Origin of the sequence: Macrococcoides caseolyticum (genome assembly GCF_002902665.1) — a bacterium.
Lineage (GTDB): Bacteria > Bacillota > Bacilli > Staphylococcales > Staphylococcaceae > Macrococcoides > Macrococcoides caseolyticum.
This window is the reverse complement of sequence record NZ_PPRM01000022.1, coordinates 12,416-32,366: the sequence shown is the minus strand read 5'-3', so window position 1 is coordinate 32,366 and position 19,951 is coordinate 12,416. Positions and strand designations below refer to the sequence as shown.

The window sequence follows — 19,951 nt, the reverse complement described above, 5'->3', positions numbered from 1 at the left end:
GAATCGTATGACGGAGGCTTGGAAAGGGGCAATTCACGCATGTATGACATCAGAGGTCTAAACGAAGAGTGTGGCGTGTTCGGGATCTGGGGTCACCCAAATGCTACGGAACTCACTTATATGGCGCTGCACTCATTGCAGCACCGTGGTCAGGAAGGTGCCGGTATCGTATGTTCTGATGAGAAGAATATCTATGGTGCGCGCGGCATGGGATTGTTACCTGAAGCAATCAGTGAGATGAAACTCGAATCATTAAGCAGCTTTCATCATGCCATCGGACATGTCCGTTATGCAACGACGGGTGCATCTGAACTGTCCAATGTCCAGCCGTTTATCTTCAAGCATTCTAAAGGTGATATCGGTCTTGCACATAATGGGAACTTGACGAACGCTGAACAGATTAAGCTTGCACTGGAATCTGAAGGTGCAATCTTCCAGACGTCCAGTGATTCTGAAGTGTTAGGACATCTGCTCTTAAAGGCGAAATCAGATAATAAGCTGAATAACTTGAAAGCATCATTGAACCAGATTAAAGGTGCATTCTCATTTCTCGTATTACATCCTGAAAAGCTGTTCGTAGCCCGTGATTCTCACGGTGTGCGTCCGCTGATGCTCGGTAAGGTTGACGGGGCATACTGTGTGGCAAGTGAGACGTGTGCGTTTACAGCGGTCGGTGCAGAATATATTCGTGATATCGAACCAGGCGAAGTGCTGACCCTATCTCATGATGGTCTGGCAGAAGACGTCTATACGACGAATACACAGTCCAGCATGTGTTCTATGGAGTATGTCTACTTCGCACGTCCGGATTCAGAATTTCGTAAGCATTCATTATATGAGATACGTAAAGCTTTAGGGCGTAAACTCTATGAGGAGATGAATATCGAAGCGGACGTTGTAATCGGTGTACCGGATTCTTCATTACAGGCGGCGAAAGGCTTTTCTCTTGCAAGTGGTATTCCGAACGAACAAGGTCTGCTCAAGAATCGCTACGTCGGCAGAACCTTTATCTCGCCGGACCAGAAGATGCGCGAACGTGCCGTACGCATGAAGCATGCACCGATTCGCGATGTCATTGAAGGCAAGCGCGTCGTCGTGATCGATGACTCTATCGTACGTGGTACGACGAGCAAGTTTATTGTGAAGACATTGAAGCAGGCAGGTGCGAAAGAAGTGCATATGGCCATCTCAAGTCCACCGCTCATTCATCCGTGTTATTACGGTATCGACGTATCAACGCACGCAGAACTTATCGCAGCGAACAAGAGTGTTGCAGAAATCGAAGCAGAGCTGGAAGTAGATTCACTTACGTATCTATCGGTGGATGGTATGCATGAAGTGTTCCGTTCATTTGATTCTAAAGGCGAATGTAATGCCTGCTTTACTGGGAACTATCCGATTGAAATCGTGGATCATGTATTACCAGAAGAAAAAGACAAGAAGAAGAAGGGAGTATAATTATGGCTGAAAGTTATAAACAATCAGGCGTTGATATCCATGCTGGGTATGAAGCGGTTGAGCGCATGAAAAAGCATGTGAACAAGACGATGCGTAAAGAAGTGCTTGGAGGGCTTGGCAGTTTCGGTGCGGCATTCGACCTATCACAGCTGAATATGAAAGCACCTGTTCTCGTTTCAGGTACTGATGGAGTAGGTACGAAATTACGTCTTGCAATCGATAGTGATCGACATGACACAATCGGAATCGATGCAGTGGCAATGTGCGTGAACGATATTTTAACGACAGGTGCGATGCCGTTATACTTCCTTGATTATCTCGCATTAAATAAAGTGGACCCTGTAATCGTCGAACAGATCGTTAAAGGTGTTGCTGATGGCTGTGCTGAAAGTGAATGTGCACTGATCGGTGGCGAAACAGCTGAAATGGGCGATATGTATCATACAGGTGATTATGATATCGCTGGCTTTGCTGTCGGGGCTGTCGAGAAGGATGCATATATTACTGGTGAACGTATTGCTGAAGGTGACGTGATATTAGGACTTGCTTCAAGCGGTATTCACTCAAACGGTTACAGCTTGGTACGTAAGATCATTAAAGATAATAATCTCGATCTAGATGCTGAATTTGATAACGGTAAGACGCTGCTGGACGTCGTGTTAGAACCAACACGTCTATACGTTAAGAGCGCAAAAGCGATATTGGATGCAGCGGACGTACACGGTATGTGTCACGTGACCGGGGGCGGCTTTATTGAGAATGTTCCGCGTGTCTTTGTGACTGACGGATTATATCCGGAGATTGATGTTACAAACATTCCGCGTCAGAAGATCTTTGACTTATTACAGGAAAAAGGCAGCATCGACAAGATGGAGATGTACAATATCTTCAATATGGGTATCGGATTTATCTTTATCGTACCGAGAGAAGCGGTAGAGAAGGTACGCTCAGCAGTGAACGAAGAAGTATTTGAAATCGGTCATGTCGTATGCGGCGATAAAGCAATCGACATTAAAGGTGTAATATGATTAAGGTCGCGATATTTGCTTCAGGTAATGGGTCGAATTACGAGAAGATTATGGAGCATATTCAGGCAGGATTCCTGGATCATATTGAAGTGACAGGACTCTATACAGATAAACGTAGCGCGTTCGCAATTGAGCGCGCACGTCGTTTTGATACGCCTGTACATCTATTTGAGCTAAAAACGTTTAAAGATAAAACAGCATATGAAACAGCGATACTGAAACAACTCAAACGTGATGATGTCGAGTGGGTCATTCTTGCCGGCTATATGAAGCTTGTTGACAGGACGCTGCTCGATGCGTATGAAGGAAAGATGATCAACATCCATCCGTCGATATTACCAAGCTTTCCTGGTGTTAATGCTGTTGGACAGGCGCTGGATTATGGCTGCCGCGTCAGTGGTGCTACTGTCCATTACGTTGATAGCGGCATGGATACAGGTAAGATCATCGACCAGATGAGCTGTCCGATCTACGAAGAAGATACAGAGGAGACATTGCAGCTCCGAATTCAGAATCTAGAATACGAACTCTACCCGCGCGTCATCAAGAAAATTATTCGATAAGGAGTCTAATTATGAGAAAAGCATTATTAAGTGTATCAGATAAAACAGGTATTATCCCATTTGCCAAAAGTTTAACAGAACTTGACTTTGAACTTTATTCGACAGGTGGTACGAAAAAGGCATTAGAAGACAATAATATTGCGGTAAAGTCAGTCAGTGAACTCACAAACTTTCCTGAAATCATGGACGGACGTGTGAAGACGTTACACCCGAACATTCACGGTGGGATATTAGCGGACCGCAACAATCCTGAGCACATAAAGGCAATGGAGACTCACGGTATTCAGCCGTTAGATCTAGTGGTCGTGAATCTCTATCCATTTGAAGCGACCGTTGCCAACCCCGATGTTACTGAAATGGATGCCATCGAGAATATTGATATCGGTGGGCCGACAATGCTACGTTCATCAGCAAAGAACTTCAGGCATGTCATCACTGTTGTAGACCCGGCAGATTACGATGAAGTCATCGAAAAATTAAAAGCCGATACGTTAGACGAGACATTCCGTAAACAGCTGATGATCAAAGTGTTCACGCATACGAACAAATATGACGCTGCAATCGTCAATTTCTTCAGCGATAATACATCAACGCTGCGTTACGGAGAAAACCCGCATCAGAAGGCGCGTTTCATCAAGACAGACGCAAAACCGAACACGTTAGCTGGTGCACGCGTTCTGCACGGCAAACCGCTGAGCTTTAACAATATTAAAGATGCAGATGCAACGCTGTTCTTAGTGAAGCAGTTCGATATGCCTGCTGCAGTTGCAGTGAAACACATGAACCCTTGTGGTGTCGGAACGGGTGAAGTCATCAGCGAAGCCTTCCAGAATGCCTATGATGCAGATAGCCAGAGTATCTTCGGAGGTATCGTCGCATTAAACCGTGAAGTGGATAAAGCAACTGCTGAAAAGATGCATGCCATCTTCCTGGAAGTGATCATCGCACCGAAGTTCAGCGACGAGGCACTTGAGATCTTAACGGCGAAGAAGAATATTCGTCTCCTTGAAATCGATATGGATACGGACAAAGATGAAGAAGAGTTTGTATCTGTCAGTGGTGGTTATCTCGTTCAGGATAAAGATCTGCTGAACGTAACGCGTAATGATATGCGTGTCGTAACAGAGACAGAACCGACAGAAGCACAATGGAAAGCAATTGAGCTCGGATGGAAAGTCGTGAAAAGCGTGAAAAGTAATGCCATCGTCCTTGCAAACGATAAGCAGACAGTAGGAATTGGTGCAGGTCAGATGAACCGTGTCGGTGCAGCGAAGATTGCCATCGAACGTGCCATTGAAATGAACGACAATGTTGTCCTTGCAAGTGATGGCTTCTTCCCAATGTCAGATACGGTCGAAACGGCATATGCTGCAGGTATTAAATGTATCGTTCAGCCAGGGGGCTCTATCAAGGATCAGGATTCGATCGATAAAGCGAATGAATACGGCATGGCAATGGTAATGACGGATGTCAGACACTTTAAACATTAGGAGGCAGCTATGAATATATTAGTAATCGGTAGTGGGGGGCGTGAGCATGCACTGGCGAGAAAGCTCGCACAGTCACCACGTGTCACGGAAGTGTTCGTTATTAAAGGGAATGATGCGATGGCCCGCGAAGCAACGATAGTAGATATCGCTGAAGATGATCATGATGCTATCGTACAGTTTGCGCAAGATAACACCATCGAACTTGTCGTTGTCGGCCCTGAACAGCCATTGATCGATGGCTTAAGCGATCGATTAGATGAAGCAGGCATTAAAGTGTTTGGTCCGAACAAGAAGGCTGCCCAGATGGAAGGTTCGAAAGACTTTGCAAAAGCATTGATGAAAAGATATGACATCCCAACTGCAAGCTATGAGACGATTGATAACAAAGCAGATGCACTTGAATATCTAGATGAAAAAGGGACTCCGATTGTCATCAAATACGACGGTCTTGCTGCCGGTAAAGGTGTCGTTGTTGCGATGGATCGGGATACGGCGGTTGATGCTATCAATGATTTCTATGCTGAAGCAGGTGCGAAAGTCGTCTTTGAAGAATATCTTGAAGGGGAAGAATATTCACTCATGGTGCTGGTGAATGATGATTTCTGTATCCCGTTTGATACGATCGCACAAGACCATAAACGTGCTTTTGATCATGATGAAGGCCCGAACACTGGCGGTATGGGAGCGTACTGTCCAGTAAATCATATCTCTGATGATGTCCTTAAGACGACATATGATACAATCGTCTATCCGACAGTGCGTGCAATGCACGAAGAAGGGCTGAACTATTTCGGTGTCCTGTATGTCGGTGCGATTCTTACAGCTGAGGGACCGAAAGTCATTGAATTTAACGCGCGTTTCGGTGATCCGGAAGCACAAGTGCTATTAAGACGTCTGGAAACGGATCTCGTAGCGCTGATTGAAGCAGCATATCATAAAACAGAATTAGACTTAGTATGGCATAACAAATCAATATGTGGTGTCGTACTGGCATCGAATGGTTACCCGGGCAGTTACGCTAAAGGTGCAGTCGTAGAAGGCTATGATTATCAGGATAACTATATTGTGAGTGCATTAAAGCGCGTTGATGGTACGTGGGTAACGAACGGAGGACGTGTGATGCTGGCATTGGGTGAAGGTGATAACCTTCAGCAGGCACAGCAGGCAGCATATGAAAATATCAAGAAAATTAAGAGTGAGGGTCTATTCTACAGAACAGATATCGGAAATAAAGGTCTGAAATAAATAGAGGCCGGGACATTTGTCCCGGCCTCTCCTGTCTATATTAAAAGGCAGAACGCTTTTGTCCTAACCTCTCCTGTATTAAACGGCGGAACAAAAGTTGCCACTACGACAAAAACCGGACAAAAACTATAAATCAAAGAGCAATTTATTAGTTTTGCCCAGTTTTTGCTTGTGGCAGAACACATTTGTCCCAGCCTCTCTTTATTCGAATGTCTTTTGTACGTCTTCTTTAGTCTGTTCCTGACCTTCTGAATTACTATCTTGTTTTTTCTCTTCCTGTTCTTTAGCTTCTTCTGCATTATTCTTTAGCTCTTCGTATTTTTCTGTCATGATAATTCCTCCTAAAAGTTGTTATAGTTTATATTACCCCGCTTTTCAATCATTAAACATCTCAGTCTTAAGCATGATTTTGTTGAAATGCTAGGACATTTCTTATGAAACACATTATAATATGGAATGAGGTGGGATTATGAACTGGATTAAAAAACATTTTGAGATTCTGATTGGATATCTATTAGGTACCATGAATATGATTCTTGGAATATTCGTCATTGTGAATCATAAACAGATTTCACATTTTAAAGATGTTGATATCAATAAGATGCATATGTATAGTTTCTTTGACTTTATCAATATTTATTCGTTTGAGCTGATCAAGCTGCTGAGTCATTATATTAATCAGTTTACACTCTTATCTGGAGTGCTGTTTATTGTCATAGGAGGGGCATTCTTCTATGTATCACGTAAGCTCAGACAGACGACACTTTATGATAAGGTGATTGCTCAAGTCTACCTTTTGTTCGGTGGATTACTGTATCTCATCACATCGATTCTTATTTTTGAGATGTATGGTTTCTATGCACTGCTATATCTGCTTTTCTTCATCAGTGTCGTCTATTATACTTTGAACAGAAAGCGTCTGAATACGCATTTTAGGAAGCTGCATATCAATGTTCTTATATTCATCTATGCGCTTGCTTATTTTATGACGCAGCTTGCGGTCTATGATAATTTGAATGAAGAGAAGGTGACACCGCTCGATGTCATGACCATCAACTTCTTCTTTATTCTGCTCGTGCTTTTAGCGACATTATGTCTTGTTAACTATGTATTCTTAAAGCGTACGCTCGTTAAAGCATCCGATCACATGAAACGTACTGAGAAGAAGCGGGATTCTAAGATCAGCCGAATGATCCGTGAGAATACGAACATGACGATCAATAGGTTATCTGAAGAGTCTCTGAAATTAGATGAAAAGGTCGTCCTTATGATGCAGAGATGCTCGCTAAGAAAGCTCATCAACCTACAGGATGAGGATATCCCGTCATGGTTTAGATATCCGCGCTGGATCAAAGCATTTCATATCGAACTGCTGCTGAGCAGTCTGCTGTTTATCATTACTGTAATTGAACTGAATAACCGCAACATGCTGTTTGAAGCGACGAAGTTCAATGTTGTGAAGATGCAGTATTTCTACGAATGGATCAATTTATTCGGAATGCTTTTAATCATAGTCATGTATATCTATTTTACATTGATGATCCATTTTAGAGCTCGCGGTTACTTCGGGCAGTTATTTACAATCTCATTTTTAATGCTTAAAGTGATTGTTAGTTTTTACTTGATGCTATTTAAAGGAATCAACTTATCCCTATTCATCCCTCCGATACTCATATTACTGCTGTTAATACAGTTGCCGCTGTATATCATTCATCTGCAGAAAAGATACTGATAATTTCAGTTGAATGTTTTTTTGAAATTCTATTGTGGAAAATCGGGATTCACGATATAATCATTATGGAAACGTTACCATGGGGATGGGAGAAATTTCCGTGAATCAAATAATGAACGTGTAATAGACATCTGATAGAGATGTCTATTTTTTATGGTATAGTTAATGTATTAAATTTTAAGGAGAAATGTATGAAAAATGTAACGATTAAACGTAGTAAGCAGCAGAAATTCACTCATGGTTATGTCCTGCTGGAGACAGATGATGTGTATCAGACAGACCAGATTGAAGAAGGGGAGCTGTTCACCGTTAAGACAGAGCAAGGTGAACTTATTGGTACATTCTATTCAGGTTTGCAGCATAAAGGTCTTGGATGGAAGGTAAGTGATGCATATTTACAGTTTATCGATGCTTCATATTTTATTAACCTCTTTGAAACCGCGAATGCAGAACGTGCCTCTCTATATAATAGTACAGATACGAACGCCTTCAGATTGTATAATGGTGAAGGCGACGGTCTTGGTGGCTTTACGATCGATTCATACGATGGACACCTGCTGATCACCTGGTATTCAAAGGGCATCTATCATTTTAAGCAGGACATCATTGAAGCGGTGAAAGCTGTATTTCAGTATAAGACAATCTATGAGAAGCTACGCTATGATAAGAATGTGCCGACTAATCAGGTCAGTGATGAAGGGACGGAATTTCCAATCATCATCAAAGAGAACAATCTGCATTATATGATCGATCTGACGGACGGTGCGATGACCGGTCTGTTCTTAGATCAGCGCGATGTGAGAAAGAAGCTGCTGCAGATGGATACGAAGCATCATGATATGCTCAATCTATTTGCGTATTCCGGTGGTTTCTCTGTAGCAGTGGGCAGTAATGGCTACAAGACGACAAATGTAGATATTGCGAAACGTTCGATTGAATTGATGCAGCAGAACTTTGCATTAAATGAGATGAATCTGGATGACCAGACATTTATCACGATGGATGCATTTGATGCGCTCGCTTATTTTACGCGTCACTTAAAGACATTCGATATCATCGTGATCGACCCACCGAGCTTCTCACGTCATAAGAAGAAGGTATTTACAGTTAAGGATAACTATCATGAACTGATCACACAGGCGCTGCCGCTCGTCAATTATGGCGGATATCTGGTGCTGTCGACAAATGCATCGAATGTGTCACTCAAACAGTTCAGAGCAATGATAGAAGAAACGCTGATAGATCGTGCTGATTACGAGATTGAGCAGATCATGGGTCTACCAAAAGACTTCAAGACGACAGATAAGTATAAGGCATCTAAATATTTGAAGGTCGTGTTCGTAAAGATCAAAGGATGATTAAATAAAAGGTATTCTGGGAATATAGCTTTAGATATCTATTTTAGGAGGGGTTCCGTATGGGAATATTAGATAATGCCATTAATATGGCGACAAAGCAATTTACGAATAAAGAAGTGAAGACCATCAACAGCTTACCGCAAAGTGAGGCAGATCTTATAGAACGTCGTAAGCATGCAGAAAGCATGCTGCACAATAAATCACTGATGTCCTCTGCAGCAGCCGTCGTGCCAATTCCAGGGCTTGATGTGACAGCAGACCTTAAGCTGATGACAGATATTATCGAGAACATCAATAAAGAATATGGCTTAAGTCATAAGCAAGTCAGCGGGTATACAGATGATATTAAGCAGAAGATTGTCTTTTCTGCTGCGAAGTCTGGTAGTGATTTCATCGGCAAGAAAGTCACAAAAGGCTTTGTGGCTATGGTCTTCAAGATGATGCTGCGTCGTGAAGCGTTGAAACAGTCGAAATGGGTGCCTGTTATCGGGCAGGCAGTCAGCGGCACAATCAGCTATTATATGATGAAGAAGCTCGGTGAGCAACATATCGACAAGTGTGAACGCGTCGCACGTGAGCTCATCCTTTAACTGTTTTGTGAATATTTTAACAGAAATATTTGAAAGCATATCGTTTCGTGTTCAAATGATTGAGTTTACTCAAGAAATTTGGTATATTGAAAACGTATAGACAAGTAGTTTATATATTAAATTAATGCATTATGCAGCCAAAAGGAGATTATTATTATGGAACAAAAATCTTATGTAATTATTGACGAAACAGGAATCCATGCACGTCCAGCAACAATGTTAGTTCAAACTGCAAGTAAATTTGAATCTGATGTTCAATTAGAATATAATGCGAAGAAAGTAAACTTAAAATCAATCATGGGTGTTATGAGTCTTGGTGTAGGTAAAGATGCAGAAATTACAATCTACGCTGAAGGTAGCGATGAGAAAGAAGCAATCGATGCAATCAGCGAATTATTAGTTAAAGAAGGTTTAAGCAAATAATGACGACTTTAAAAGGTATCGGTGCATCAGATGGCATCGCAATTGCCAAAGCATACCTTCTGGTTGAACCTGATCTGTCTTTTAACAATGAAAAAGTAGCAGATGTAGATGCAGAAGTTGAGAAATTCAAAGCTGCTGTCAATCAATCTAAGGTAGAGTTGACACAGATTCGTAACAATGCAGAAATAGCGCTTGGCCCAGATAAGGCAGCAATCTTTGATGCGCATCTGCTTGTCCTTGAAGACCCTGAGCTAATCAACCCAATTGAAGATAACATTCGAAATAATCAGATGAATGCAGCCGCAAGTCTCTCTGAAGTTTCAACGAATTTCATCACAATATTTGAATCGATGGATAATGAATATATGAAAGAACGTGCAGCAGATATTAAAGATGTATCTAAACGCGTATTATCGCACATTCTAGGAGTATCTCTACCAAATCCTACGATGATTGATGAGCCCGTTGTCATCATCGCAGAAGACTTAACGCCTTCTGATACTGCACAACTGAACAAGAAGTTTGTTCAAGGATTTGCGACAAATATCGGTGGGCGTACGAGCCATTCAGCAATTATGAGCCGTTCATTAGAAATTCCGGCGGTTGTTGGGACTAAAAACATTACTGATGCTGTACAGCAAGGAGATTTCGTAATTGTTGACGGTATTGCAGGAGAAGTCATCATTAATCCAGATGAGCAGACGGTTACGGGATACAAAGCTCGTCAAGCTGCTTTCCTTCAGGAGAAAGAAGAATTAAAGCAGCTGGTTAACGATAAGACAGTCACTAAAGAAGGTAAGCACGTAGAGCTTGCTGCGAATATCGGTACACCGAATGATCTTGAAGGTGTTAAGAATAACGGTGCAGAAGGTATCGGCCTCTATCGTACAGAGTTTCTTTATATGGGACGCGATGCAATGCCTTCTGAAGATGAACAGTTTGAAGCTTATAAGAAAGTATTATCTGAGATGGATGGTAAACGTGTTGTTGTCCGTACATTAGATATCGGTGGAGATAAAGAGCTTCCGTACTTAAACTTACCGAAAGAGATGAACCCGTTCCTTGGATACCGTGCGATTCGACTTTGTCTGGATCAGCAGGATATCTTTAGAACACAGCTTCGTGCGTTATTACGTGCATCCATCCACGGTAAACTGAGCATCATGTTCCCAATGATTGCGACTATCAACGAATTCCGTGATGCGAAAGCAATCTTAGAAGAAGAGAAAGCCAATTTAATTGCAGATAAAGTTAAAGTTGCTGACGATATCGAGCTTGGCATCATGGTAGAGATTCCTTCTACAGCAGCAATGGCCGATATCTTTGCGAAAGAGGTTGATTTCTTTAGTATCGGTACGAATGATCTTATTCAATATACGATGGCTGCAGACCGTATGAGTGAACGCGTCTCTTATCTTTACCAGCCCTATAACCCAGCGATTCTTAGACTGATCAAACAAGTTATTGATGCCAGTCATAAAGAAGGTAAATGGACAGGGATGTGTGGAGAAATGGCAGGAGATTCGACAGCAATTCCGTTATTGCTAGGTCTCGGTCTTGATGAGTTCAGTATGAGTGCGACAAGTATCTTAAGTGCACGTCGTCAGATTAAGAACTTAAGTCAGCCAGAGATGGCGAAAGTAGCTGAGCAAGCTTTAAACTGTGCGACACAGGAAGAGGTTGTAAAGCTCGTAGATGCATATCTATAATCTGAATTAAATTTAAGTTAAATAAATATAACCCGAATGACTGAGAAGATGTAGTTCATCTTCTCTATCATTCGGGTTATTTGTGTAGTTACTTATTAATTTCAATCAGAGTGATCTCAGGTCGTGCACCGATACGTACTGGAAAATGGGTTGTTCCGAGTCCTGTAGATGTGTGAAGCTGCATCTTATGCTGCCTATACTTTAATGTATAGAGTCCGCGGTAGTACTTTCTGCCAAGCATCGGTCTTACTGGTGCACCAAGTATTGGCAGCGCAATCTGACCACCGTGCGCGTGTCCGGAGAGCTGCAGATCGACATCGAACCGTTTCGTGAAACGTGCAAAGTCAGGTTCATGGATAAGTGCGATTGTATAGGCATGGTATGTCTTATTGTGCAGCATCTGATCGATGTTACCACCACTATTGATGATATCATCAGTACCACCTATATAGATTGACTCATTATCATATGTAATATACTTTCCGTAGTTGTTCAGGATCTCGATTTCTGCATGCTGCATCACACGTTCCAGGTCATGTGTGCGATGTGCGCGCTGATCGTGATTGCCATATACAAAGAATTTGTGAGGCGCCTGCATCGTCTTAAAGAGCGGTATATAGCGGTCAGAATTTTCGGTGAAACGGTCCAGATTATCAAATACATCTCCTGTGATACAGACGATATCAGGTTTCTGCTGATTCACCTGTTTAATCACATGGATAAGATCTTCATAATCAAACTGAAAACCGATATGCATATCTGATAGATGGACAATCCGTAACGGCCTTTCATGTTTCTTATGCAGTCCATTAAGTTTGATGTGGCTGAGCTTCAATTGATGGATGGGATTCGGCATCAAGGGAATCAATCGTTCACCGAAACGGTCGATAAAGGCATATATCAATTGCTTAAGCATGGAGATACGCTTCAATCTTGTCGATGTCCGGCTGATAGAAGAGCGCGTCGTCAATCTTGATAAGCGGAGTGCTCATCGCATCATAGTCTATCATCTCGATCTTATAGGGCATATGCGCAATATTCTTTTCGGTAAAGGTATATCCTTTATTCGTGAAATATTGTTTTATAAATGTACATGGAGGACAATCATCCTGTGTATAGATTTCAATATTCATAGCAGTGCTCCTTTTGTTGTAATGACATGATTATAACACAGATTTGTCATAAATAAGTGGTTCAATTACTTTAAAAAAGGAACAGAGTAATATACAATAAGTATTATGTGAGTATTATCACAAAAGGAGGATTTTATAAATGGATGGACTCGTTATGAGTAGAATTTTAACTGCGATGACTTTAGGTTTTCATATCATCTTCGCAACGATTGGCGTGGGTATGCCGCTTATGATCATGATTGCTGAAGGATTAGGTATCAAAACCGGCAATATGAAATATATTACACTTGCACGTCGTATGGCAAAAGCATTTACAATTACTGTCGCAGTCGGTGTTGTAACCGGTACAATTATCGGATTACAATTATCGTTACTTTGGCCGTCATTTATGAAGCTTGGAGGCCAGGTGATTGCATTACCATTATTTATGGAAACATTCGCGTTTTTCTTTGAAGCAATATTTTTAAGTATCTACCTTTATACGTGGGATCGTTTCAAAAATAAATGGATACACTGGATATTAAATATTCCGATTATCATCGGTTCGACATTAAGCGCATTATTTATCACAAGCGTCAACTCATTTATGAATACACCACAAGGTTTCGATCTGAAGGACGGGGTACTGGTGAATATCGATCCGATTGCAGCGATGCTTAATCCTTCATTTTTCGTACGTGCATTCCATGTTGTAACAACAGGTGGCATGACGATTGCTTTCTGTGTGGCAAGTGTCGCGGCAGTGAAATTACTGAAGAATAAATTTGCTGAGGATAGACAGTATCATAAATCAGCACTTAATATGGCGATGATTGTCGGTTTAATCTTCAGTTTACTGACTATTCTTGCAGGTGACCTTTCTGCGAAGTTCCTGCATAATGAACAGCCAGAGAAGCTTGCAGCGATGGAATGGCATTTTGAATCTGAGAAGCAAGCAGATCTCGTACTCTTCGGTGTACTGGATGACGAGACACATGAAGTTAAAGGTGCGATCAAGATTCCTGGTGTCTTAAGTTTTCTGGCAGATAACAGCTTTGATACAGAAGTTAAAGGACTGAATGAATTTAAAGCAGATGAACGTCCGCCGCTAATTATTCATTATTTCTTTGATCTGATGGTATTCTTCGGTATGTTCTCATTTGCTGTGAGCGTCCTTTATGTTATCTTGAAGAAAGTACGTACAAAGGTGAGTACGAACAACTTTATGCTTTATTTAATGGCACTTACTGGTCCGTTATGTATGCTTGCGATAGAGTTCGGCTGGTTCTTAGCTGAGATGGGCAGACAGCCATGGTTACTTAGAGGATATATGAAAGTCGCTCAAGGCGTGACGCATGCAGAAGGTGTCAGCTTAGTGCTTGTAGGATTTGGGTTACTTTATCTCATAATCGGATTCAGCTGTAGCTATGTGCTCATCAGAATGTTCAAGGATAAGCCTGCAGCACGAGATATTGAAACGTATGAACTAACGTATAATGGGGGTAGAGCATAATGGACTATCAACATATTGGAATACTCGTACTGTGGACGTTCTTATTCGGTTATATTATTCTCGGTGCCATTGATTTTGGTGCTGGATTCTTTATACTGTATGCAAAGCTGACACATCAGGAGAATGAGTTAAGAGAGATTATCAAGCGTTACTTGAACCCGGTGTGGGAAGTAACGAATGTCTTCTTAGTGTTCTTCTTTGTAGGTATTGTTGGATTCTTTCCGGACACTGCCTACTATTTTGGAACGACATTACTGATCCCTGTAAGTGTGGCACTCTTGTTGCTGACGATACGTGGTTCATTCTATGCGTTTGAAACATATGGTAAGGACTCTAAACTTGCATGGGTTGCATTATATGGTATCAGTGGATTGCTGATTCCGGCATCATTCTCAACAGTTCTTACGATTTCTGAAGGGGGATTTATTCATGAAACGAAGAAGGGGATCGCATTCGACTGGCTTGAACTCCTGATGAGTCCATTTTCATGGAGCGTTGTATTTCTATGCATCATTTCCGTGCTGTTTATCTCTGCAGCATTCTTGACGGTCTATGCAAAGCGCGCAAATGATATGAAAGCGTATAGAATCTTAAGAAACTGGTATTTAATATGGGCATTGCCGATGCTTGTCATCTGTCAGTTCACATTCTTAAGTTTAAGACAGCAGAACGAACTGCACTTTAACACAGCAGTAGGTGACTACTGGTGGCTCTTCGGACTCAGTATCGTATGCTTCTTAATTGCACTGGTGCTGTATTACTTAGAGAAATCACTTGATATCGCGTTTATCTTTGTCGTGCTGCAGTTTGCGACAGCATTCTATGGTTATGGCATCAGTAAATTGCCGTACATCCTATATCCATATGTGAATATGGATAAAGCAGTTGTCAATGAGACGATGGCCTTTTATTTAGTCGTCGCATTTATTTTAGGTTTACTTTTACTGCTCCCTTCTTTATATTTATTAATGAGATTGTTTATCTTTGATGCAGATTATGTCAAAGGGAAAAAGAAATAATAAGGGGTAGTCACTATGGAAAAAGAATTTGTTGTCATTGGGCTTGGCCGATTTGGTGGTAGTATCGTAAAAGAATTAAGTGCACTTGATATGGACGTTATGGCGATTGACTCAGATGAAGCGCGTGTCAACGAGTACGCTGATATCGCGACGCATGCAGTGATTGCAGATACGACGGATGAGAATGTACTGAAAAGTCTGGGTATCCGTAACTTCGACCATGTCATAGTCGCGATTGGGGATAATATACAGGCAAGCATCTTGACGACATTAATATTAAAGGATCTCGGTGTTAAGAAGGTTACTGCGAAGGCACAGAATGATTATCATGCGAAAGTACTGAATAAAATCGGTGCAGATACAGTCGTGCATCCGGAACGTGATATGGGCCGACGTATTGCGCATAATGTTGCGAGTTCCTCTGTACTGGATTATCTTGAACTTTCTGATCAGCACTCGATTGTTGAGATTCGTGCAGGTGAAAATTTGCAAGGACATACTATTCTTGAGCTGGATATCCGTGCGAATTATGGTATCAATATTATCGCCGTTAAGCGTGGCAGAGAGATTATCGTGTCACCTGATCCGACTGTAGCAATTGAGAATGGAGATATTCTTATAATGATCGGTCATGATAATGATCTGAACCGTTTTGAGAAGAAGATAATGAAAGAATAGAAGATAACCCCGAATGATGTATACAGTCATTCGGGGTTATTGTTATTTGAAAAATGTAGTGTCCAGGTTGTATATTATTCTTGAGGTGACCTATGTTTATATCAATGTATGAATTCAGTGACTATGAACGCTATCTATTAGAAGTGAAGCATCGGACTAGACTTAATAAATATGATAAACGGAATCTTGCAAATTTTGAAATGGGTTATGCAGGAGAACTGCAGTTTTTCAATCATGTGAAGTCCCTTGGTGGTGTAAAGCTATGGAACACAAGGTTTGAATTGGTTGATGAAGTGCAGTACGATTTTTTAATTTTCCATGGGGATTATTTGCTGCATTTTGATATTAAGAACTATTATGGTAACTATCACGTAGTTGATAATAATTTTGTTAAAGATGACGGACATGTGATTAAAGACCCGGTCGATCAGTTGTTGCGGGCTGATTATCTACTTAAAGACTTCTGTCATAGACATTGTATCCATTATAAAGTTGAAAGCTTTATGCTGTTCATTAATGAGAATTTTAATGTGCGTGGATTCAGTGGGCATAAAAGAGTGCTATTTTATAAAGATTTAGAAAGAATTTTAGCGGCACTCAATACTCAGCCGACAGAAGAGGCGATTAGTGCAGCACGACTTATCAAAAGTTATCACAAGCCGGATACATATAAGCGCATTCATTATTATAATTTTGAAAAGATGCGTAAAGGCATCAAATGCCCAAAGTGCAGAAGATTTTTGCGGAAGTTTGAAATGACGGAGAAGAAGGTTACGTGTATCTGCGGAAATAAGATAAGCAAGCAGGAAGCGGTACGTATTGCATTTGATGCGATTTCTGTCCTTAAGAAGTCAAGCGTCAAAACTTCAGAAGTGATGGACTTTACAGGTATCGGCAGATCTACCGTGCAGAGAGTATTGAGCGCGAATTATGCAAGTAAAGGTAGTACGAAAGGAAAAGTATATACCATTAACAAATCAAATCATTTATTTGTGCAGGAAGCGGTATTGAAATACGAAATTTATAAAAATAAAGCGACGCAAGTACCAGAATAACGCGTAATCTGGTACTTGCGTATGCAAATTACAAAAATATCGCGGGTAAGTACCAGAAAACACGATAATCTGGTACTTACTCGCGATATATATTATTTCTTATCTTTATTAACATCCATGATCATCGGAAGGATCATCGGTTTACGTTTCGTCTTTTCATAAAGGTATGGTGCAAGCGTTTCGCTGATGACATTCTTAATATGATGCCATTCAAGCTCCTCACCAGAATTTAGTTTCTCAATGACGCGTTTTTTAAGTAGTCTGCTCGCTTCATAGATCATATGTCCAGATTCACGCATATATACAAAGCCGCGTGAGATGATATCAGGACCACTAAGCAGCTGATTCTTTTCGAAATCCACGCTGACTACTACGATGACTAGACCTTCTTCTGACAGCATCTTGCGGTCTTTGATGACTACGTTACCGATATCGCCGATACCACTTCCATCAACAAGTACATTACCAGCCTGTATACGACCTGCATGACGTGCTGAGTCATGCGTTAATGCCAGCACGTCACCATTTTCGTGAATGAATACATTATCTGGGTTCACACCGCAGTCGACACCAAGCTGTCCATGCAGGCTCTGCATACGGTATTCCCCATGAATCGGCATAAAGTACTTCGGTTTCATAAGGCGTAGCATCAATTTCTGTTCTTCTTGAGAACCGTGTCCAGACGTATGGATATTTGATAATTTCCCGTGAACAACATCAGCACCTGCTTTATAAAGGGCGTTGATTGTACGGTTTACGCTTAACGTATTCCCTGGAATAGGGGAAGAACTGAAGATTACTGTATCTTCAGGGATGATAGAAATCTGACGATGCGTACCATTAGCGATGCGCGACAGGGCTGCCATCGGTTCTCCTTGAGAGCCGGTACATAGAATCAGTAATTTATGTTTCGGTACTGTATTGATCTTATTGGCCTCGATAAATGTTTCGGGCGGTACTTTAATATAGCCTAGTTCTGTACCGATCTTAATATTGTTCTCCATGGAACGTCCGAATATGACAATCTTACGGTCGAACTTCACCGCTGCCTCGATTGCTTGCTGCACACGATAGATGTTTGAAGCGAATGTCGCAAAGATGATACGACCAGTACATTTACGGAAGATTTGTTCGACGTTCTGCCTGACTTCACGTTCACTGATCGTAAAGTTTGGAACTTCTGCGTTTGTTGAATCTGATAATAGGCACAGCACACCTTCTTCACCAAGACGTGCCATCTTAGCGATGTTAGCAGGTTCACCAACAGGTGTAAAGTCAAACTTAAAGTCTCCGGTATGCACAATCTTACCTTCAGGTGTATCTACAATGACACCGTATGCTTCAGGTATAGAGTGTGTCGTTAGATAGAAGGATACCTTCAGGTGTTTAAATTCAAAGATACTGTCTTCAGTTATTGGATTTAAACTTGCTGTCCTAAGCAGACCATGCTCTTCTAATTTATTACGAATTAGACCTAATGCTAATGGACCACCGTATATTGGAACATTGAGCTGCTTTAATAGAAAAGGTACACCTCCGATATGATCTTCATGGCCATGGGTAATGAATAATCCTTTAATTCTCTCTTTGTTCTCTACAAGATAAGTGTAGTCAGGTATAACATAGTCGATACCAAGTAACTCGTCCTCTGGAAACTTAATACCTGCATCAATGACGACAATCTCATCCTGATACTCTATTGCGTAGGTGTTCTTACCGATTTCGCCCATACCTCCGAGCGCGAAGACACCTACTTCATTTTTGCTTAATTGTTTCATTAAATTTTCTCCACGCTGTAGTTATCAGCTTTTTGTTCATACTCAAGGTGTGCACCTTCAAGTTTCTGAACAAATTCGATGTTGTAAGGACGATCGATTAAATATCTTCTCACTTGTTCTTCGCTCACTGCGTCGAAATATCTAACCTGTGTGTTTTCACGAATGATTACTTCTGCTTTGTCTTCCTGATATAATACTTTAAAAATTGCCATATTTATTGCCTCCTATAATTTACATAAAGAATGCCCTAGAAGTCTAGGGCTTAGATAACCGTACAAGACATTATTAAAAATGTATGAGTACTATTATATTACATGATTTTTAATATAAGTGTAAAGCCTTATGAAAAGAATAATCATATTTATATGAAAATGTTCTGAAAACTGATAGTTTATAAATAAATATAGTAGGAGGACAAAGATGGAACATAAATTAATATTATTTGATATTGACGGTACACTTTATGATCACGATAAAAAGATTCCAAATTCAACGATGGCTGCAATAAAGGCGTTGCAGACACAAGGACATAGTGTGGCGATTGCGACAGGACGTGCACCATTTATGGTGCAGTCAGTGCTGGAAGAGACGGGTATTAAGGACTATGTGTCATTTAACGGTCAGTATGTCTATGCAAATGGTAATGTCGTCTATGAAAATCCGCTCGATACTGAAAGCCTTAAAGCGCTTGAACATACTGCACGTGAACATGATCATCCAGTAGTCTTCCTGACACATGATGACCTTGTAGCGAATATTGATTTCCACGAGGATATTGAGACAAGTCTGAGTACGATGCATATGGCGCATCCACGTAAAGATGACATTTTCTATACGCAGCACAAAATCTATCAGGCGCTGATATTTCATCAGCAAAGTGAAGACGGAATCTATGATGGAAAATTTGAACATCTGAAGTTTATACGATGGCATGAACTGAGTCGTGACGTCGTGCCTGATAACGGCTCCAAGATGAGGGGGATAACACACCTTGCAGCCTCGCTTGGATTTGATATTGAAGATACGGTTGCATTTGGAGATGGTCTGAATGATATCGAGATGATCGAAGGTGCTGGCATTGGTGTGGTGATGGGCAACGGTGTTGATGAATTGAAACAGTATGCAGATTTTGTTACAAAAGCAGTTGATGAAGATGGTATAATGTATGCAGTTAAAGCATTAAATTTAATTGAAGGATGA

Annotated in this window: 20 protein-coding genes; 15 read left to right on the top strand and 5 right to left on the bottom strand. The window is 41.1% G+C overall.

What is annotated here, in order from left to right:
• Positions 1-39: 39 nt before the first annotated feature.
• From purF to purD, 5 genes are read left to right on the top strand one after another with little or no spacing between them, the layout of a single operon-like run.
• Complete coding sequence (gene purF, locus CD152_RS04350) at positions 40-1,458, top strand: amidophosphoribosyltransferase (protein WP_101041735.1); 1,419 nt, start codon at positions 40-42, stop codon at positions 1,456-1,458.
• Positions 1,459-1,460: 2 nt separating this feature from the next.
• On the top strand, positions 1,461-2,486 hold the full coding sequence (gene purM, locus CD152_RS04345) for a phosphoribosylformylglycinamidine cyclo-ligase (RefSeq protein WP_086038470.1): 1,026 nt from the start codon (positions 1,461-1,463) through the stop codon (positions 2,484-2,486).
• Positions 2,483-3,049: a phosphoribosylglycinamide formyltransferase gene (gene purN / locus CD152_RS04340; protein WP_086038471.1), complete on the top strand. Its 567-nt coding sequence runs from the start codon at positions 2,483-2,485 to the stop codon at positions 3,047-3,049. The genes purM and purN overlap by 4 nt, the downstream gene beginning before the upstream one ends.
• Positions 3,050-3,060: 11 nt before the next feature.
• Complete coding sequence (gene purH, locus CD152_RS04335) at positions 3,061-4,539, top strand: bifunctional phosphoribosylaminoimidazolecarboxamide formyltransferase/IMP cyclohydrolase (RefSeq protein ID WP_086038472.1); 1,479 nt, start codon at positions 3,061-3,063, stop codon at positions 4,537-4,539.
• Between the two features lie 9 nt (positions 4,540-4,548).
• Positions 4,549-5,784, top strand: coding sequence for a phosphoribosylamine--glycine ligase (purD, locus tag CD152_RS04330; protein ID WP_103214445.1), 1,236 nt, complete (start codon positions 4,549-4,551; stop codon positions 5,782-5,784).
• 201 nt (positions 5,785-5,985) lie between these two features.
• Here purD and CD152_RS12180 read toward each other — a convergent pair whose 3' ends face one another.
• Positions 5,986-6,114, bottom strand: coding sequence for a hypothetical protein (locus CD152_RS12180; protein WP_256447899.1), 129 nt, complete (start codon positions 6,112-6,114; stop codon positions 5,986-5,988).
• 139 nt (positions 6,115-6,253) lie between these two features.
• Here CD152_RS12180 and auxA point away from each other — a divergent pair, with 139 nt between their 5' ends.
• The 5 genes from auxA to ptsP all read left to right on the top strand — a co-directional run bounded on the left by auxA (position 6,254) and on the right by ptsP (position 11,596).
• Complete coding sequence (gene auxA, locus CD152_RS04325; RefSeq protein ID WP_101039604.1) at positions 6,254-7,516, top strand: lipoteichoic acid stability factor AuxA; 1,263 nt, start codon at positions 6,254-6,256, stop codon at positions 7,514-7,516.
• A 191-nt stretch (positions 7,517-7,707) separates the two neighbouring features.
• Positions 7,708-8,874 (top strand): class I SAM-dependent rRNA methyltransferase, encoded by a 1,167-nt coding sequence (locus tag CD152_RS04320; RefSeq protein WP_103214444.1) that lies wholly within the window; start codon positions 7,708-7,710, stop codon positions 8,872-8,874.
• A 59-nt stretch (positions 8,875-8,933) separates the two neighbouring features.
• On the top strand, positions 8,934-9,464 hold the full coding sequence (locus CD152_RS04315) for a DUF697 domain-containing protein (RefSeq protein ID WP_103214443.1): 531 nt from the start codon (positions 8,934-8,936) through the stop codon (positions 9,462-9,464).
• Positions 9,465-9,620: 156 nt separating this feature from the next.
• The gene (locus tag CD152_RS04310) at positions 9,621-9,887 is read left to right on the top strand and encodes a phosphocarrier protein HPr (protein WP_086038477.1); all 267 of its coding nucleotides are present in this window, start codon (positions 9,621-9,623) and stop codon (positions 9,885-9,887) included.
• The gene (ptsP, locus tag CD152_RS04305) at positions 9,887-11,596 is read left to right on the top strand and encodes a phosphoenolpyruvate--protein phosphotransferase (protein WP_407943921.1); all 1,710 of its coding nucleotides are present in this window, start codon (positions 9,887-9,889) and stop codon (positions 11,594-11,596) included. Before CD152_RS04310 ends, ptsP begins: the two co-directional genes overlap by 1 nt.
• Positions 11,597-11,684: 88 nt before the next feature.
• On the opposite strand, the gene CD152_RS04300 is transcribed toward ptsP, so the two are convergent.
• Together CD152_RS04300 and CD152_RS04295 are read right to left on the bottom strand one after the other, a co-directional pair.
• The gene (locus CD152_RS04300; protein ID WP_103214442.1) at positions 11,685-12,512 is read right to left on the bottom strand and encodes a metallophosphoesterase; all 828 of its coding nucleotides are present in this window, start codon (positions 12,510-12,512) and stop codon (positions 11,685-11,687) included.
• Positions 12,505-12,729 (bottom strand): glutaredoxin family protein, encoded by a 225-nt coding sequence (locus CD152_RS04295; RefSeq protein ID WP_086038480.1) that lies wholly within the window; start codon positions 12,727-12,729, stop codon positions 12,505-12,507. Before CD152_RS04295 ends, CD152_RS04300 begins: the two co-directional genes overlap by 8 nt.
• Positions 12,730-12,868: 139 nt before the next feature.
• Here CD152_RS04295 and CD152_RS04290 point away from each other — a divergent pair, with 139 nt between their 5' ends.
• From CD152_RS04290 to CD152_RS04275, 4 genes are all read left to right on the top strand, one after another.
• Positions 12,869-14,221, top strand: a complete 1,353-nt coding sequence (locus tag CD152_RS04290; protein WP_101140504.1) for a cytochrome ubiquinol oxidase subunit I — start codon at positions 12,869-12,871, stop codon at positions 14,219-14,221.
• The gene (locus CD152_RS04285) at positions 14,221-15,240 is read left to right on the top strand and encodes a cytochrome d ubiquinol oxidase subunit II (protein ID WP_101140505.1); all 1,020 of its coding nucleotides are present in this window, start codon (positions 14,221-14,223) and stop codon (positions 15,238-15,240) included. Before CD152_RS04290 ends, CD152_RS04285 begins: the two co-directional genes overlap by 1 nt.
• 15 nt (positions 15,241-15,255) lie before the next feature.
• Positions 15,256-15,918: a potassium channel family protein gene (locus CD152_RS04280; protein ID WP_012656613.1), complete on the top strand. Its 663-nt coding sequence runs from the start codon at positions 15,256-15,258 to the stop codon at positions 15,916-15,918.
• A gap of 92 nt (positions 15,919-16,010) precedes the next feature.
• Positions 16,011-16,973, top strand: coding sequence for a nuclease-related domain-containing protein (locus tag CD152_RS04275; RefSeq protein WP_101044278.1), 963 nt, complete (start codon positions 16,011-16,013; stop codon positions 16,971-16,973).
• A gap of 92 nt (positions 16,974-17,065) precedes the next feature.
• Here the strand turns inward: CD152_RS04275 and rnjA are convergent, their stop codons facing one another.
• Together rnjA and CD152_RS04265 are read right to left on the bottom strand one after the other, a co-directional pair.
• Positions 17,066-18,751: a ribonuclease J1 gene (gene rnjA / locus CD152_RS04270; RefSeq protein ID WP_103214441.1), complete on the bottom strand. Its 1,686-nt coding sequence runs from the start codon at positions 18,749-18,751 to the stop codon at positions 17,066-17,068.
• Complete coding sequence (locus tag CD152_RS04265; RefSeq protein ID WP_041635871.1) at positions 18,751-18,963, bottom strand: DNA-dependent RNA polymerase subunit epsilon; 213 nt, start codon at positions 18,961-18,963, stop codon at positions 18,751-18,753. Before CD152_RS04265 ends, rnjA begins: the two co-directional genes overlap by 1 nt.
• Positions 18,964-19,171: 208 nt before the next feature.
• Between CD152_RS04265 and CD152_RS04260 the strand changes: the two genes are divergently transcribed.
• Complete coding sequence (locus CD152_RS04260) at positions 19,172-19,951, top strand: Cof-type HAD-IIB family hydrolase (protein WP_101041726.1); 780 nt, start codon at positions 19,172-19,174, stop codon at positions 19,949-19,951.